The following is a 16237-nucleotide window of genomic DNA, read 5'->3' as shown; positions in this document are numbered from 1 at the left end:
TACAAGCTAATAAGTTAAAATGTGAAACAGGTAGCAAGCTCAATGTTCGAGATGAGATACCCAATGACAAAGAGCGACCGAAAGCCGCTCTTTAGTGTTAACTATTTCTGTTCTAGACAATTAATCTTCATTAATTGATGAAATCTTATGAATCGCAAGATCGGCGCCATTAAATTCATCCTCTTCTGACAATCGCAGTCCTGTCATTTTATCTAAAGCACCGTAGACGATAAAAGCACCTCCAAATGCAACGATAATACCGAATCCTGTCCCAAGCAGTTGAACGGTAAAGCTTACACCACCAAGCCCCCCGAGAGCTTGTTGACCGAAAATACCCGCAGCGATACCACCCCAAGCTCCGCATACACCATGAAGTGGCCATACACCGAGTACATCGTCAATTTTGGTTCTGTTTTGTAAGAAGGTAAACAAGTAGACAAATAGAGTTCCGGCAATTGCACCCGTTATTAACGCGCCGAGAGGATGCATCAAATCCGATCCTGCACATACTGCGACTAAACCAGCCAAGGGACCATTATGGATAAACCCTGGGTCATTTTTCCCAGCAATTAACGCAGCAAGAATGCCACCTACCATTGCCATCAATGAGTTCATTGCGACCAGTCCACTAATACCATTTAAGGTTTGTGCCGACATGACATTGAATCCAAACCAACCCACGCACAATATCCAAGCTCCCAATGCTAAGAATGGGATATTGGATGGCGCAAAGTTGGTGTGTTTTCCTGCTCTTACACGCCCTTTTCGCATCCCTAGGAAAAGGACTGCGACTAAAGCAATCCAGCCCCCTACACCATGTACGACAACTGAGCCTGCAAAATCATGAAAACTTGAACCGAATGTCACTTCAAACCAGTTTTGGATACCAAAGTTACCATTCCAAATGATGCCTTCAAACAATGGATAAACCAGTCCAACAGTAAAGAAAGTGGCAATCAGTATTGGGTAGAATCGAGCCCGCTCCGCGATACCTCCAGAAACAATCGCAGGAATGGCGGCAGCAAAGGTTAATAGGAAAAAGAACTTAACTAATTCATAGCCATTACCTTGGGATAACGTCTCAGCATCGGCAAAAAAGTGTCCACCGTAGGCAACCCAGTAACCAATAAAGAAATACGCGATAGCGGAAACTCCAAAATCAGCTAAAATTTTTACTAAGGCATTCACTTGGTTCTTTTTACGTACCGTACCCACTTCCAAAAATGCAAATCCAGCGTGCATTAAGAACACCATTATTGCCCCCAAAAGCAAAAAAAGCGTGTCTGAGCTTTGAGTCAAGGTTTGAACGGCTCCATGCACTTGACTTACGGTTTGGCTCATTATTATCTCTCCATTTTTTATATTGCACTAATCCTGTGCTTTTTGTTGCTCATTCACCAAAACAGTGAATTTCTATAATGCATGGAGTTCAGCAAAATGTGTTCCAGTTAGCCCTCATATCCTATATAAATTAAAACTTGTTTATATTTAATGGGTTAAACGATTTGTTAGAGTGTCTCATCGTATAGCAAATGGATAAAATAAAGGATAATGCACTATTTTGGTGATGTTGCCCTAAAACAAGGCGTATCAATTTACGCCGATAGAAAAACAACTGGCATGAGCGATCATCGTCAGAGCGGTAATTACTATGTGATGGTTTTTATCTGATGGACTTTTTCTATTAACTAGGTGTAAATCGAAGGTCTAAGAGGTAGTTTCAGGTTGAGTGATAAGCTGCCTGTTTATATACACAGTATCTCAATATTTGTAAATCTGAGTTTGGAAATATGAATATTGAAATAAAGAGCGGCGATACCGCTCTTGAAATTTATAAGTTTGGCCCTGTCGAAGGGGCATGCGAAATGCCTTGTTGCAGTTGTCTCATCCCTTGTATTAAGCGATAAATCCACACCACAATTGCCATTGCAGCGAATCCAGCGCCAATGTAAGGAATAACGTAAGCAATCGAATCAATCCAAGTCGCTTGATACCAGTAGTCATTCATTCCAGCTAACACACCGTTCGATGTCGCAACAGTAACGACTAAAACAACAAAAAATGTTAGAAAAAGAAAAAAGCTACGGATCAGCCCATAGTAATGGGAATTCACCATGTCACCATCTTCGTTTTTATCAAGTCGGTAGCCCGCGTAAACGATGGCTATAATGCCTGATATGAGAAACGTAAATGGGGTTAAAAGGCTGGCTATATAGGCAAACCAGATGCCATTTTTGTTGGTTGCGTTCATGGAACTATTTACTCTCTGAACTAGTTAACGTTATGTAAGCTTGATTCAAGTATCGTTTTATCAACCAAGATGACTAAGCCACCTTGGTTGATGTTACTGATAAAAGAGATCTGCTAATCACCCTTCTCTGAGTGTTGAGCCGACTTTACCTCTTCATACCAAAGATCATGGTGCTCTTTGGCCCACGTTTCATCGACTTCACCAGTAACCATACCTTCTAGTGCGCCTTCCATGCCAAATAAACCGATATAGATATGGAAGATGAAACCACAAATCAAGATCAGTGCAGAGAACATATGAACCAGATTCGATAGCTCCATATCTCGGCGAGTTTGGTCAAAAATTGGGAAGTCGAGCACTAGGCCACTGACCGCCGCAACTGCACCAAATACGATCAACAACCAATAGATCGCTTTTTCACCACCATTGGAGAACCCTGCTGATGGATGGGTTCCTTTATGTTTCCCTACCATACCGCCCATCTTCATAAACCAAGATATATCTGTTTTGTTAAATAGCGACTTACGCCACCATTTCAATAAGATACAAGTCAGTAGAATGAAGAACAGTGGTCCTACATAGTTATGATACTGCTTAGCGAGATAGATGATATATCCCCACCAATCGGTTGGGATATAGGGTTTTAGGAAATGTTTTCCGTAAACCAACATCAAGCCACTAAAAGCCAACGTTAAGAAAGTAAACGCCATACTCCAGTGCAAAGCACGATCTAAACGAGACCAACGTTTAATTTTCTTACCTGTTCTCGGTGCGCTCAGCATTAGCGGCCCTACGGCAATGTAAGCCAAGACGACCATCGCGATACTACCAAAAATAGCGATTGCACCAGCAGGTGACATCCACTTCTCTTTTAATAAGAACCATGTTTGTCCCGGGGTACTGATAAGCATGCCATGCTCAGGAAATTGAGAGGTGGTATACCCGACTTCTCCATCTTTAACTTGACGCCAAAAATCTGCTCCCGCTAACTGAGTCATCTCTTTCTCAGCAGAAGATGCACTCTGCTCTTGTGCCGACGTAGGAAAACTAAACGCGAGTAGGAATGCTGCCAATAAAGGCAGCATCACGAGAGTCGCACGTTTAAGACGTTGAAACATAACTCTCTCCGTCATCATTAGCTCTTAGTCGCATCAAAAGAAAGATCTTCGCCGTTTGTCCAGCCTGCGCCTTTCGCTCCGCGCTCAACTACACGTTGACGGAAAATCTCAGATACTTTCTCAGCATCACCCGCAATCAAAGCTTTCGTTGAACAGAGTGACGCGCACATTGGCAGTTTGCCTTCAGCGATACGGTTTGCACCGTACTTTTTGCGCTCTTCTTCAGAACCCGCTTCCGTTTCAGGACCGCCAGCACAGAAAGTACATTTATCCATTTTTCCACGCTCACCAAAAGCAGACTGCTTAGGAAATTGTGGTGCACCAAACGGGCAAGCAAACAGGCAGTAGCCACAGCCGATACATAAATCTTTATTATGCAGCACGATGCCATCTTCAGTATGCTCAAAGCAGTCTGCTGGACAAACTGCCATACAAGGTGCATCAGTACAGTGCATACAAGCCACTGAGATTGAGTTTTCACCCGGTTCACCGTCATTCAAAGTGACAACACGTCGACGTTGAATACCCCACTCTAGAGCATCATCATTTTCATTTTTACATGCTGTGACACAGCCATTACATTCGATACAACGCTTGGTGTCACAAAGGAATTTCATTCTAGCCATCTTTATGACTCCTACGCTTTACTAATTTTACAGAGAGTAACTTTGGTTTCCTGCATTTGCGTTACAGGGTCATAACCATAAGTCGTTGCGATGTTTGCAGATTCACCAATAACATAAGGATCGGTGCCTTCTGGGTACTTATCACGTAACTCTTCACCTTGGAATTTACCGCCGAAATGGAAAGGTAAAAATGCTAAGCCCGGTTTCACTCTGCGAGTCACCATTGCTTTCACATTAATACGTCCTTTTTCTGCGCCTTCAACCCAAACCATGTCACCATCTTTGAATCCGATGTCATTGGCATCTTTCGGGTTTACTTCAACAAACATCTCTTGTTGTAATTCCGCTAACCAAGGGTTTGAACGTGTCTCTTCACCACCACCTTCGTACTCAACAAGACGACCAGACGTTAGAATGATTGGATACTCTTTCGACTTGTCTTGATCTTGAATGGATTTGTACATCGTAGGTAGACGATAAATTGATTCACTGTCGTCCCAAGTTGGGTAATCTGCGACAAGATCACGACGTGGCGTATATAGCGGCTCACGGTGCAATGGAACTCGGTCAGGGAAAGTCCAAACTACGGCACGAGCTTTTGCATTACCGTAAGGCATACAACCATGTTTAATCGCTACGCGTTGGATACCGCCAGAAGTATCCGTTTTCCAGTTTTTACCTTCAGCGGCTGCTTTTTCTGCTTCAGTGAGATCATCCCACCAACCAAGGTGTTTTAGCAGTTTAGAGCTAAATTCTGGATAGCCATCTTCAAGCTCACAATCTTTTGAGAAGCTGTCTTCTGCAAGTAGGTTTTTACCTTCAAACTCAACACCAAAACGAGCACGGAAGTTACCGCCACCTTGAGCTACTGGTTTAGATGTATCATAAAGAATATGCGAACCCGGGTGCTTCATTTCAGGGGTGCCCCAACATGGCCAAGGAAGACCATAGGTTTCACCGTGCGCAGGGCCGCCTTCCGCTTCTAATGATGTTTTATGGAAAGTGTGCCAGTTCATAGTGTGTGATTTGATTCGCTCAGGGCTTTGGCCTGTGTAACCAATCGTCCACATACCACGGTTGAATTCGCGAGTGATGTCTTCGATGACGGGAATATTTCCGTTCACGGCAACGTTTTTGAAAAGTTGATCAGAAAAGCCAAGTTTCTTCGTCAGTAAGTACATGATTTCATGATCGGCCTTCGATTCAAACAGTGGCTGTATCACTTGCTCACGCCATTGGAATGAACGGTTTGAAGCCGTAACTGAACCCGACGTTTCAAATTGCGTGGTTGCAGGAAGCAGATACACGCCATCCGTACGGTCATTCATGACAGCCGCAACGGTTGGGTATGGATCGACAATGACCATCATGTCGAGCTTCTGCATCGCTTTTTTCATTTCGACGCCGCGAGTTTGTGAGTTAACGGCATGACCCCAATAGAACATCGCGCGGATATTATCGTTCTGTTCGATATTATCTTTATTTTCTAATACACCATCAATCCAACGAGACACAGGGATACCCATGTTGTTCATTGGTTTTTTACCGCGATATTTATTTTGGTCGAATTGGTTTTGAACCCAAGAGTAATCAAGTTCCCATACTTTAGACCAGTGTTTCCACGCGCCTTCAGATAAGCCGTAATAGCCCGGAAGTGTATGAGACAAAACGCCTAAATCTGTTGCGCCTTGAACGTTATCGTGACCACGGAAGATGTTTGCACCGCCACCTGATTTGCCCATATTGCCAAGAGCAAGCTCAAGAATACAGTATGCACGAGTGTTGTTGTTACCCGTTGTATGTTGAGTACCACCCATACACCAAACCACACAACCAGGGCGGTTTTCAGAAAGCAGTTTCGCCGTTTGGTACACTTCATCACGTGAAATGCCAGTTACGCGCTCAACCTCTTCTGGCGTCCATTTCGCCACTTCTTCACGGATTTCATCCATACCAAATACACGCTGACGAATGAATTCTTTGTCTTCCCATTTATTTTCAAACACATGCCATAGCACGCCCCAAATAAAGGCGACATCAGAACCAGGACGAAGCGATACGTAATGATCCGCTTTAGCTGCAGTACGAGTGCGGCGAGGGTCAGCAACCACAATCTTACAGTTGTTCTTCTCTTTAGCGATTAAGATGTGCTGCATGGCAACGGGATGAGCTTCTGCAGGGTTTGAACCAATGAATAGCATCGACTTACAGTTATGCATATCATTGAAAGAGTTTGTCATTGCCCCGTAACCCCAAGTGTTGGCAACACCAGCAACTGTGGTTGAGTGACAAATTCGCGCTTGGTGATCGACGTTATTCGTACCCCAAAGCGATGCCATCTTACGGAACATGTAGGCCTGTTCATTGCTGTGTTTTGCACTGCCTAGCCAATAAACCGAATCAGGACCAGACTCTTTGCGAATCTGCAACGCTTTCTCACCGATCTCTTCGATCGCTTGATCCCACGATAACTTCTTCCATTTGCCGTTTTCTAACTTCATCGGGTATTTAAGACGGCGTTCACCATGACCATGTTCACGTAACGCAGCACCTTTCGCACAGTGTCCACCAGCGTTAAATGGGTGATCGTAAGCGGGTTCTTGACCCGTCCATACGCCATTTTGTACTTCTGCGTAGATACCGCAGCCAACAGAACAGTGTGAACAGATGGTACGTTTTATCTCAGTTTTAGCATCAGCATCTACTGTTTTTGCTTCCGCTTTTTTCATCATGCCCGGCGCAAACATACAAGCGCCAGCCGCTACACCACCAGCAGCAAGTGAAGAGTTCTTCATAAATGCGCGGCGGCTAATACCAAACTGATTTTCAGCCTTTGATACGCTATCGGAGCGTTTCATTAATTTCATTATTTAGCTCCTAAAGCGTGTCGTAATAATCACGAATATGTTGAGTTTCTTTGTAACCTTCTGTTTTAACTTCAACTTTAGGTTGTTCAGTATCCGATGCCGCAGCGATTTTAGTCGTGCCAGCAATCACAGCACCTGCTACTGTCGCTGTTGTTATGCCTTTAAGTAAATCTCGTCGGCTGGTGTTTACTTCGTTTTTGTCTTTCATACATTGCGTCCTTTGCCAAATTGGCATCAGTGGATGCTTGTGCATCTCTTTTGCTTAATATGTGGAGTTCTGGTTAATTCGTTGCTGAATCAACAACGTTCTTCACGTCAATTTTTGAGTTATTTCTTTTATTCATCGGGTTTTCTGCAAAGTTCACTTGTTCTAAGCTCAAGTAACCTTCAATTAAAGCGGCAACAGCTAGATAGAAATCCGCACTTTTTGATTGTTGAATGTGATTTACTAACGACAGGTACCAAGGCGATATGTGCTGGTTGAAAAATTTCTTCTGAATCGCAAATGCAGCTTTAGGTTCATCATTCGAAGACTCGATCAATAGAGACATCACTTCACAAAGTGCTGTCATATGATCTTCTGGCTCTTTCACATCCTCATTTCGTTCAAAGCCAAGTTCCGCTAAACTTTGGCGAAGATCGGATAGTGGCTTTTCCATTAATGCACCAGCAATATGCCATGAACCAAATGGAACGACTTCTCCGCGCCCAACACCAATGAAGAGATCTTGAAACTCCTCTTCGATTTTGGAAACATCACCTGCTTGAGCTGCCGATTTCAATTTAGCCCACGCGATAGCCATTGGCTGAGTACCTTGATTCAGTTCAATCTCTGCAAGAAAATGAAGTAAATCTTGGCTTGGGGATTCTCTTAATAACTGCGCAATTAGCAGATAGATATCGATTCTTAAGGATTGATCTTGTTCTAGTTCCACGTTCATTCCCTTCTAGTAAGTCAGTTGATCTTCAGGCTTTTCCGCCATCGACTCAAAAACATCAACCACACGGCAATCTTCACACATCGCAATACGGTTAAGAGAGGCTGCATCAGAAAAGTGAGAGTGACCACGTAACTTGTCTTGTAACATGGTAATCATAGATTGTGGGGCAAACGGCTTATGACAGCGTAAACACTCTGCTGCTGGTTCGTCATAAAGTGAAATAGCAGACTGGCGAGTCTCTTTATCCCAGTTCATACGAGGTTCTAAACTCAATGCTTTTTCAGGACAGGCTTTTTCACACAAGCCACACTGAACACAATCTTGTTCGATGAATTTAAGGCTTGGAGATTGACCATCATTATGTAGAGCCGCTGTAGGACAAACCGCAACGCACGCCATACACAGTGTGCAATCTTTCTCACTACACGAAACAGAACCATATGGAGCTGTTGAAGGCATCTCTTGAATGGTTTCAACCGGAATTCGATTACTGGCTAAAGCATCAAGTGCGGTGAAGAGCCTTTCTCGCTTATTCCCCTCTAACTCCCCTATCCAAAGTTCAAACGGAAGAGTTTGTAATGATGGCGTTTGATGTCTTAGAGTTTCCAGATACAAGATATCAACGCACTCTTTGTTGATACCAAGCTGATCAAGAAGATCTTGAGCAATTCCGACTTCATGATTCAGTACGCGTTGAATGGTTTGAGGCATGTGCTTACTCGCCGCAAACAAGACTTGAGTCGCGCCATTGGTCAAGGCTGCAAACCAAGTATCAATACCGATAGAAGCCAAATCTTCAACCACAATTGGAACAACGTTATCTGGTAGTACTTTCAGCGCCATCAAATTATAAGTTTCATGACGAGCACTACAGATCAGCACGATAGGATCTCGCCCACCCGCCTCTTCGTAATTAAGCAGCGTACGTTCGATGAATTTTTGGGTATCTTGAGGATTTGGAAGTGCGTAATGAATGGCTTCTGTAGGACAAGCTGTCGCACATGTCCCCACGCCTTGACATAAATAAGGGTTGATCTCGATCTTATGACCAATCTTATCATTTCCTTCACTAGAAAGAGCACCTGCAGGGCAAGCATCAACACATCGCTCACACCCTTTTACACCACGTGAACTGTGCGCACAAAGATCGGTATCCAAACGGAAGTACTTTGGCTTATCAAAGGTTCCCATTAGCGTTGGGATCTCTTCTAGCGCTTCAGCGAGTGAAGGATAACCTCTTCCTACCGGGTAATAACCAGGGACTGGAACTTCTTCCGTCATACAACCATTAAGAGATAAGTCCAAAACCACATCAAAACAGTCACTGTGAACGGCTATTTTTGCAAGATTAGAGCGAACACCATGATTTTCGATAACAACTTCAAATGTGCCTAAGAATCCACTTAGTTCGATTGAATTAGCGAAATAAAGATTGGAATGCTCAGATCTCTCGCCATCAGTAGACAGAAGGGTCAAAGAGTTCATTTGAGAGAGCTGTTCAGAGGCACTCACAATGATAGCGGTTGGACCAATAATTAGCGTATTACCGCCACTTTCATAACTGACTGTCGGTGGAATAAGGTTGGTTAACTCAACCGTATTCTCAATGGCAAAGGCTCTTGCTTTTCCATTGTCCGATTCTGCTTGTTGTAAAAATTGTTTTAACATTGCTTGGTTCCATCAAAGAACGTATTCATGCGATAGACGTTGTATAGCAAATAGTGTTCCATTTTTACTTTTGTATTAAATAACAGTTAGATACACATAAATTGCATCTTAAAAGTTCAGTTTCATCAAACAAAAAAAAAGAGCGGGACAATTTGTCTCACTCTTTCAATTGATTCATCAGTCAAAATGTACCTATTTGTTGTGTGGTATATTTTGTCCTAGCCCTAATGAGGTATTTAGTGATTGTTTCTATTGGTAATTATTCTCATTAAGTGGCGATTGTTTCATACTATCTTGATTATGCTCAACTTGGTCATCATTGAGATGCTCATCAGCGACTTTGGCATCAGTAACATATTGCTGAGTTTCGTTTGTATTGGGCTCTGCTGAGCTGGCGATAGTATTCGCCTCATCATTCAACGCACTCTCTTGGGGCTGGTTTATACCCTCAGGATCATCTTCGATAATCTCTTTCGCCCAGCCTCTTAGTGTTTCAGCAACCTCTTTTGAGAGCGTTTTAACTGCTTTGTAATCATGATCGTAATCATTCAACGCATCGACTTCACTAAATTCGCCACTCAGAAATAGCTTCCTCAGCGCAGCTTTCTTAACACTGGCCTCAGCACCTGCGGTTAATAGTTCAGCTACGGGAAGATCTGTAACGGAAGAGTCCACAACATTGGCCGAGCTTTCTGTTTCGAGAGGGTCAGATTCTAGATAACCAGTTTCGCTAACACCGCTCTCTGTGGGTGTATTAGGGCCTGTAGTTATCGTGTTAGGCTCTGTCGCTATAAGGTCAGAATCCGATTCATTCGCACTCGGTGCATCGGTCGCAGCCTCACTACCGACATCAAGGTCGACTTCATTTTCAGGCTCTTCTTTGTTACTCAGCTTTCGTTGAGACCAGCGTGAAAGAAAGTTAGTTGCCACTTGCGCGCCCCGCACCTTTACGTTTCTTACGTCGAACTTCGATCAATTCACCATGACGCCCAATATACGCTTCCATCCAAGCTTGTACCGCTAATGGCATGTCATCGGAAAGCACCAAGTAATCACCGTCCATATATTGTCCTGCAACGCTCTGAGACGCGGTAAGTGTGACAATGTTAGGTGCGATAACGTTAGCTTCGCTACTCTCTTCAAGACTTTCATCATCTAAATTTTCGAGTACGACAAAGAGTTTAGGCATCTGAGAGTTCAAGTTGAATCGGTAATCCGTACGCTCATCTCTATGAAGCTCTAATAGTCCTACATTTTTCTGCAATATTTGAGGACGAGTATTGAACCCTTTAAGTTGCCATTGGGTGGTCGTCCAAAGCTTCTTAACGATCTGTTCTGAAATTAACTGACACTCAATATGCCAAATAGACTCTGTCTTCTCGACCGTTGCCGTTTGGCTTTTAGAGTCATCGACGTTTACCTGTTTATCGTGAGTCATAAGCGTTGCATACCTTTTATTCATTCTCTCTTTGTTGTTACTAAAGCAATTTTCACGCCAGCCACATTCATGTCGTTTTATTAGTTAACGTTTTTTGGAACAAGAATTGCTATGTTAATCAATTATAACGTATAAGGTATTACGACAGAGGCAACAGACTTTATCTGACTCACAACTCTGTATGACCATTTCAAACTATGACCATTTCAAACAATGTAAGGATCATTTAGTGACCAAGCCGAATATCATTAAAACTGGGGCAAACCCATTTCAAACGCTAGAAGTTGAAGTATTCGATGAATATGGTGAAAAACTAACGAAACAAATCGCCTGTGAGCGCCCTCTTACAGTGATGTTAAATTGGAAAGAAATTGTCACCTTAATGACTCTTGGTTCAAGACCAGAAGCTTTAGTTCTGGGTTATCTTAAGAATCAGAGCTTTTTGAGCGATCCTGAAGCGATTGATTCTGTGATTATTGATTGGGAAACTCACTCTGCTGCGGTTATTACAAAAGAAGACACCAGCGAACTTGATGAAGCATTAAAGAAGAAAACCGTCACATCTGGCTGTGGGCAAGGCACTATGTATGGCAATGTGATGAAGCAGTTGGATAACTATCAGGTTCCACAAACCAAGATTAAGCAATCTCAAATCTATACTGCGCTTGAAGCCTTAACACACTACAACGATACCTATAAAAAAGCAGGCGCCGTTCACGGTTGTGCGGTATGCAAAGATGATCAGGTTTTGTCGTTTGTAGAAGATGTAGGCCGACATAACGCCGTTGATACTTTGGCTGGTGAGATGTGGCTTAACAAAGAGAGTGGCGAAGATAAGATCTTCTATACCACAGGTCGATTGACTTCAGAAATGGTAATTAAAGTGGCGCAGATGGGCATTCCGGTTCTACTTTCTCGCTCTGGTGTCACTCAAATGGGCCTCGATTTGGCGCAGAAATTTGGGATTACGACCATTGCTCGTGCAAAAGGTTTACGATTCCAAGTCTTTACTGGAGCAGATAAAATTGAGTTTGATGTTAAAGGCAACGCATAGCCTAAGCTGTTAATGATTACCCTGTACATCGCAATACTTTACGCCACAATCTATGGTTGAAATGATATTCCCTTAGATCATAAATACTGTATTTTCCAATATTGGTGAATGCAGTATTTTTTTTATCTATCTCTCCGTCATCACTACTTTATTAAGTTCTATAAATTCAAGTGGTTACTATTCAAATCCTGCATAATTTATATCCCTTTCATTTTTTTTATTCATACAAACTTGTAATAATATGTTTCACAGCTATTAGTTGTATATCCACTAAAGAAGTTAATTATAAATTGGTTTAAACCAAAACATAGTGGTCAACGTCGACGTTAGCTAACAAGGAGGTGCCTATGAATGGGTCACCAAAAAACGCTGCTCCATCGCGTTCATTATCGATAAAAGTTAAATTATTACTTATCACGATGACGCTATTCTCTGGTATCGCGAGTTATGCCATCTATGAGTTCTATAGTTTGCAAAAGCTTGAGCTCGTTCACCATGCCGCAGAGCTAAACCTTTCCAGTAAAGCTGAACTTTTAACGCTTAGACGCCATGAGAAAGACTTTTTGATGCGTAAGGATGAAAAATACTTATCTAAGTTCGACAATACTTATATTGATTTAGAGAGCCATATCGCATCCCTCCAGCCTTTGCTGATGTCGATAGACTCTAAACCCCATCATGAAATTGATGAGCTGCTCGGTTCGCTGAAGAGTTATAAAAACCAATTTGATAATTTAAGCCAGCATGCACTGTTGATAAATTCTGAAAGCGAACACAGTTATCGTGCAAAGCTCGGCCAATCTCGGGAGTTATTGCACCAACAGCTAGAGCAAGAGCGCAATGTTTCTCTCACGCTTCAGTTTATTGAACTTATTGAGCAAGAGTACACATTTGTTAGCTCTCCAAGCGCAGAGAGTCGGGAAACATTCATTGAAGCATTGAACGAGTTGAGTGTGTTATTTGCTGAATTTGATATTGCTAATGATAACCTCACGATTTACCAACGCCATTTTGAAACCTTGGCAGATGCGATGGTCGTTTTCGGCCTCTCTCCAAATTCAGGAATGCGCGGCAAGCTACGTGCGAATGTCCATCAAACTGAGCAGGCACTTTCAGGTATGCTCACTCAAATTAATAACAGCGTCGATGTACTCTCTACGGAAATAAAACGTGATATGGCGTTAATGGGAGGCGGTATTGTTTTGATTGTATCGAGCATGATTATTATTGTGTCGAATATGATCACAAGGCGAATCAATGATATCAATACACTGATGAGCGACATTGCTCATGGTAGTGGTGACTTGACCGTTCGAATGAATGCTAAAGGTAGTGATGAGTTGGCACAGCTATCGAATTCGTTCGACCTATTCATTTCTAAATTGCAGGTAAATATTACCGATATCGCTCAAGTGATGAATGTCCTGACTGAATGTTCAGAGACATCACAGCAAGCCGCCACTCAAAGTCTTGATAATGTGAGTAAACAGAAAGCGGAGTCTGAGTCCGTTGCGACGGCGGTTAATGAATTGGTTATGACAAGCAACGAGATAACAGCAAACATCGAAAGCGCGGCTCATACTGCACACAATGTTAAACTGGAAGCGGAAGAAAGCATGCGACTAACCAATATTGCGGGCGCAAGCACTCAAGAGCTCACTCGGAATATTGAACAATCTCAGATATTGATTAAAACATTAGAGTCGCAAAGCCGTGATATTTACTCGGTAATAACCACCATACAAGGCATTGCCGAACAGACTAACCTACTCGCATTGAATGCTGCCATTGAAGCGGCTCGAGCGGGAGAGAATGGACGCGGTTTCGCGGTGGTCGCGGATGAAGTTCGCCAACTGTCTCATATGACCAATGATTCAACTAAGCAAATCGAGTCCACTATCTCAGGCTTAAAAGATGGTGTTGAGCAAACGGTGAGTTTGATGCAAACCAGTTTAGGTCAAGCACATGAAACGAATGAACAAACGAAATATGCAGCGAGTTCTATCACAAAGATCGTCGATCAAATTAGTGAGATGTTTGATATGAATTCACAGATTGCGACTGCTTCAGAAGAGCAATCGATGGTGTCAGCAGAAATTGACCGTAACATAACGCAAATTGCGGAACTGGCAGGCGACACATCAAATCTTGTTATTAAATCAGTGCATTGCAGTGAACATGTCACAGAGGTAAGCGAAAAATTAGAACGCGTAGTCGGTCAATTTAAATATTGATACCAAGATAGTTCGATTAACAAATGAGGAATGAGAGAGGAATATTCGCTCAATACAAATGTGTAGGTGACAGATACAAAAACGCTCCGACTTGCGGAGCGTTTTTCGTTTTAATTTCGCTTTTAGTTTCTGGTGCGCCGAAATGCAAGAGCAAAAGTGGCTAACCAGTGACTCTGCGATTTTAAACTAAATTATGATTCGCGAGATTTTAAGAACTCGGCATACGTACCACGGAAATCATTGATTTTTCCATCTCTGATCTCAAGGATACGAGTTGCAAGTGAATCAACGAACTGACGGTCGTGAGAAACGAAGAACAGTGTGCCCTTGTAGTTCTCAAGTGCTAAGTTCAATGCTTCGATTGATTCCATATCCATGTGGTTGGTAGGCTCATCCATAAGAAGCATGTTTGGCTTGTGCATCATGATCTTGCCAAGAAGCATACGACCTTGTTCACCACCAGAGATCACTTTTACTGATTTCTTAATATCATCTTGACCGAAAAGCATACGGCCTAGGAAACTACGAACAACTTGCTCGTCTTCGCCTTCTTGACGCCATTGGCTCATCCAATCAAATAGGTTTAGATCTTGCTCAAAATCATGTGCGTGATCTTGCGCGTAGTAACCGATGTTTGCATTCTCAGACCATTTGTAAGAACCGTTACGAGGTTCTAGAACACCAGCAAGCGTGTTCAACAGCGTTGTTTTACCTACGCCATTCTCACCGATGATAGCAACACGCTCACCAACTTCAAAAATTGCATCGAACTTCTCGTATAGATCCTCTTCAAAGCCTTGGTTAATGCCTTCAAGAATAAGTGCATTACGGAATAGCTCTTTAGATTGCTCAAAACGGATAAATGGGTTCTGACGGCTTGATGCTTTAACTTCATCAAGTTGGATCTTATCGATTTGCTTAGCACGAGATGTTGCTTGTTTCGCTTTTGATGCGTTTGCAGAGAAACGAGATACGAACGTTTGAAGTTCTGCGATCTGCGCTTTTTTCTTCGCGTTATCAGATAGTAGACGTTCACGAGCTTGTGTCGCAGCAAACATGTACTCATCGTAGTTACCAGGGTAAAGACGAAGCTCACCGTAATCCAGATCCGCCATATGCGTACAAACACTGTTTAGGAAGTGACGGTCATGCGAAATGATGATCATTGTACAGTTACGTTGGTTTAGCGTGTCTTCCAACCAGCGAATAGTATCCATATCCAAGTTGTTGGTCGGTTCATCAAGAAGCATGATGTGCGGGTCAGCGAACAGTACTTGAGCCAATAGAACACGAAGTTTCCAACCAGGAGCGACTTCGCTCATTAGGCCGTAATGCTGTTCTAGAGGAATACCTACAGCAAGAAGAAGTTCACCGGCTTTAGATTCAGCCATGTAACCATCCATTTCTGCGAATTCAACTTCTAGATCCGCCACTTTCATGCCGTCTTCTTCAGTCATTTCTGCCAAAGAGTAAATACGGTCACGCTCTTGTTTTACTGCCCAAAGTTCTTTGTGGCCCATGATTACCGTGTCTAGAACGGTGAATTCTTCATAAGCAAATTGGTCTTGGTTCAGTTTTGCTACACGCTCATTTGGATCAACACTTACGTTACCGCCAGAAGGCTCTAGCTCACCGCTAAGGATCTTCATAAACGTCGATTTACCACAGCCGTTAGCACCGATGAGACCGTAGCGGTTTCCTTCACCGAATTTAACTGAGATGTTTTCAAAAAGAGGCTTAGCGCCGAATTGTTGGGTAATGTTTGCGGTAGATATCAATGTATTCTTCCAATTGTCGTATAGTTATCAAACGTTAAAAAAGCCATCAAATAGACAGCTCTAGCGTTAAAAGCGGGGGCGAGTATAGCAGCTTTCGTGAAGTACATCACTCTTAAGGGAAGGGAATATGGTGAATAATTGATGATTATTTCATCAAAAGAGCTTGGGTGTATATCGGGCATACTCTCTCTGTTCGAATAAACCACTGACGTCGTTAAATGTCAGCCTGACACTCGGCGGACTATCGACCGGCCGAGTATAG

General features: G+C 42.8%; 13 protein-coding genes. 2 read left to right on the top strand and 11 right to left on the bottom strand.

Annotated features, from left to right (window positions below):
• Positions 1-120: 120 nt before the first annotated feature.
• The 10 genes from F0249_RS11365 to F0249_RS11320 all read right to left on the bottom strand — a co-directional run bounded on the left by F0249_RS11365 (position 121) and on the right by F0249_RS11320 (position 10909).
• Positions 121-1341, bottom strand: coding sequence for an ammonium transporter (locus F0249_RS11365; RefSeq protein ID WP_017051552.1), 1221 nt, complete (start codon positions 1339-1341; stop codon positions 121-123).
• A gap of 490 nt (positions 1342-1831) precedes the next feature.
• The gene (locus tag F0249_RS11360; protein WP_171756743.1) at positions 1832-2251 is read right to left on the bottom strand and encodes a hypothetical protein; all 420 of its coding nucleotides are present in this window, start codon (positions 2249-2251) and stop codon (positions 1832-1834) included.
• A gap of 113 nt (positions 2252-2364) precedes the next feature.
• On the bottom strand, positions 2365-3369 hold the full coding sequence (locus tag F0249_RS11355; protein WP_171756742.1) for a formate dehydrogenase subunit gamma: 1005 nt from the start codon (positions 3367-3369) through the stop codon (positions 2365-2367).
• A 17-nt stretch (positions 3370-3386) separates the two neighbouring features.
• Positions 3387-3995 (bottom strand): formate dehydrogenase FDH3 subunit beta, encoded by a 609-nt coding sequence (gene fdh3B, locus F0249_RS11350; protein WP_017051556.1) that lies wholly within the window; start codon positions 3993-3995, stop codon positions 3387-3389.
• An 11-nt stretch (positions 3996-4006) separates the two neighbouring features.
• Positions 4007-6862, bottom strand: a complete 2856-nt coding sequence (locus F0249_RS11345) for a formate dehydrogenase subunit alpha (protein ID WP_171756741.1) — start codon at positions 6860-6862, stop codon at positions 4007-4009.
• Between the two features lie 10 nt (positions 6863-6872).
• Positions 6873-7070: a twin-arginine translocation signal domain-containing protein gene (locus F0249_RS11340; protein ID WP_017051558.1), complete on the bottom strand. Its 198-nt coding sequence runs from the start codon at positions 7068-7070 to the stop codon at positions 6873-6875.
• 73 nt (positions 7071-7143) lie between these two features.
• A complete protein-coding gene (locus F0249_RS11335) occupies positions 7144-7803 on the bottom strand; it encodes a molecular chaperone (protein WP_171756740.1) in 660 nt (219 codons plus the stop codon).
• 6 nt (positions 7804-7809) lie between these two features.
• Positions 7810-9471 carry a 4Fe-4S binding protein gene (locus tag F0249_RS11330; protein ID WP_171756739.1) on the bottom strand — a complete coding sequence of 554 codons (1662 nt, stop codon included), beginning with the start codon at positions 9469-9471 and terminating at the stop codon, positions 7810-7812.
• Between the two features lie 249 nt (positions 9472-9720).
• Positions 9721-10401, bottom strand: coding sequence for a DUF3306 domain-containing protein (locus tag F0249_RS11325; protein WP_171756738.1), 681 nt, complete (start codon positions 10399-10401; stop codon positions 9721-9723).
• On the bottom strand, positions 10391-10909 hold the full coding sequence (locus F0249_RS11320) for a DUF3305 domain-containing protein (protein ID WP_171756763.1): 519 nt from the start codon (positions 10907-10909) through the stop codon (positions 10391-10393). Before F0249_RS11320 ends, F0249_RS11325 begins: the two co-directional genes overlap by 11 nt.
• Positions 10910-11138: 229 nt before the next feature.
• On the opposite strand from F0249_RS11320, the gene fdhD reads away from it, so the two are divergent.
• Positions 11139-11963: a formate dehydrogenase accessory sulfurtransferase FdhD gene (gene fdhD, locus F0249_RS11315; protein ID WP_017051563.1), complete on the top strand. Its 825-nt coding sequence runs from the start codon at positions 11139-11141 to the stop codon at positions 11961-11963.
• A gap of 347 nt (positions 11964-12310) precedes the next feature.
• Complete coding sequence (locus tag F0249_RS11310) at positions 12311-14197, top strand: methyl-accepting chemotaxis protein (protein ID WP_171756737.1); 1887 nt, start codon at positions 12311-12313, stop codon at positions 14195-14197.
• 191 nt (positions 14198-14388) lie between these two features.
• On the opposite strand, the gene F0249_RS11305 is transcribed toward F0249_RS11310, so the two are convergent.
• On the bottom strand, positions 14389-15975 hold the full coding sequence (locus F0249_RS11305) for an ABC-F family ATPase (RefSeq protein WP_171756736.1): 1587 nt from the start codon (positions 15973-15975) through the stop codon (positions 14389-14391).
• Positions 15976-16237: the final 262 nt, after the last annotated feature.

Source organism: Vibrio sp. 03-59-1 (assembly GCF_013114135.1).
GTDB lineage: Bacteria > Pseudomonadota > Gammaproteobacteria > Enterobacterales > Vibrionaceae > Vibrio > Vibrio cortegadensis.
This window is presented reverse-complemented; position numbering and strand designations above follow the sequence as displayed.

Excerpts from the sequence above, each read along its gene's own strand:
- F0249_RS11365 (WP_017051552.1), bottom strand. The coding sequence starts at position 1,341 with ATGAGCCAAACCGTAAGTCAAGTGCATGGAGCCGTTCAAACCTTGACT.
- F0249_RS11360 (WP_171756743.1), bottom strand. The coding sequence starts at position 2,251 with ATGAACGCAACCAACAAAAATGGCATCTGGTTTGCCTATATAGCCAGC.
- F0249_RS11355 (WP_171756742.1), bottom strand. The coding sequence starts at position 3,369 with ATGTTTCAACGTCTTAAACGTGCGACTCTCGTGATGCTGCCTTTATTG.
- fdh3B (WP_017051556.1), bottom strand. The coding sequence starts at position 3,995 with ATGGCTAGAATGAAATTCCTTTGTGACACCAAGCGTTGTATCGAATGT.
- F0249_RS11345 (WP_171756741.1), bottom strand. The coding sequence starts at position 6,862 with ATGAAATTAATGAAACGCTCCGATAGCGTATCAAAGGCTGAAAATCAG.
- F0249_RS11340 (WP_017051558.1), bottom strand. The coding sequence starts at position 7,070 with ATGAAAGACAAAAACGAAGTAAACACCAGCCGACGAGATTTACTTAAA.
- F0249_RS11335 (WP_171756740.1), bottom strand. The coding sequence starts at position 7,803 with ATGAACGTGGAACTAGAACAAGATCAATCCTTAAGAATCGATATCTAT.
- F0249_RS11330 (WP_171756739.1), bottom strand. The coding sequence starts at position 9,471 with ATGTTAAAACAATTTTTACAACAAGCAGAATCGGACAATGGAAAAGCA.
- F0249_RS11320 (WP_171756763.1), bottom strand. The coding sequence starts at position 10,909 with ATGACTCACGATAAACAGGTAAACGTCGATGACTCTAAAAGCCAAACG.
- F0249_RS11310 (WP_171756737.1), top strand. The coding sequence starts at position 12,311 with ATGAATGGGTCACCAAAAAACGCTGCTCCATCGCGTTCATTATCGATA.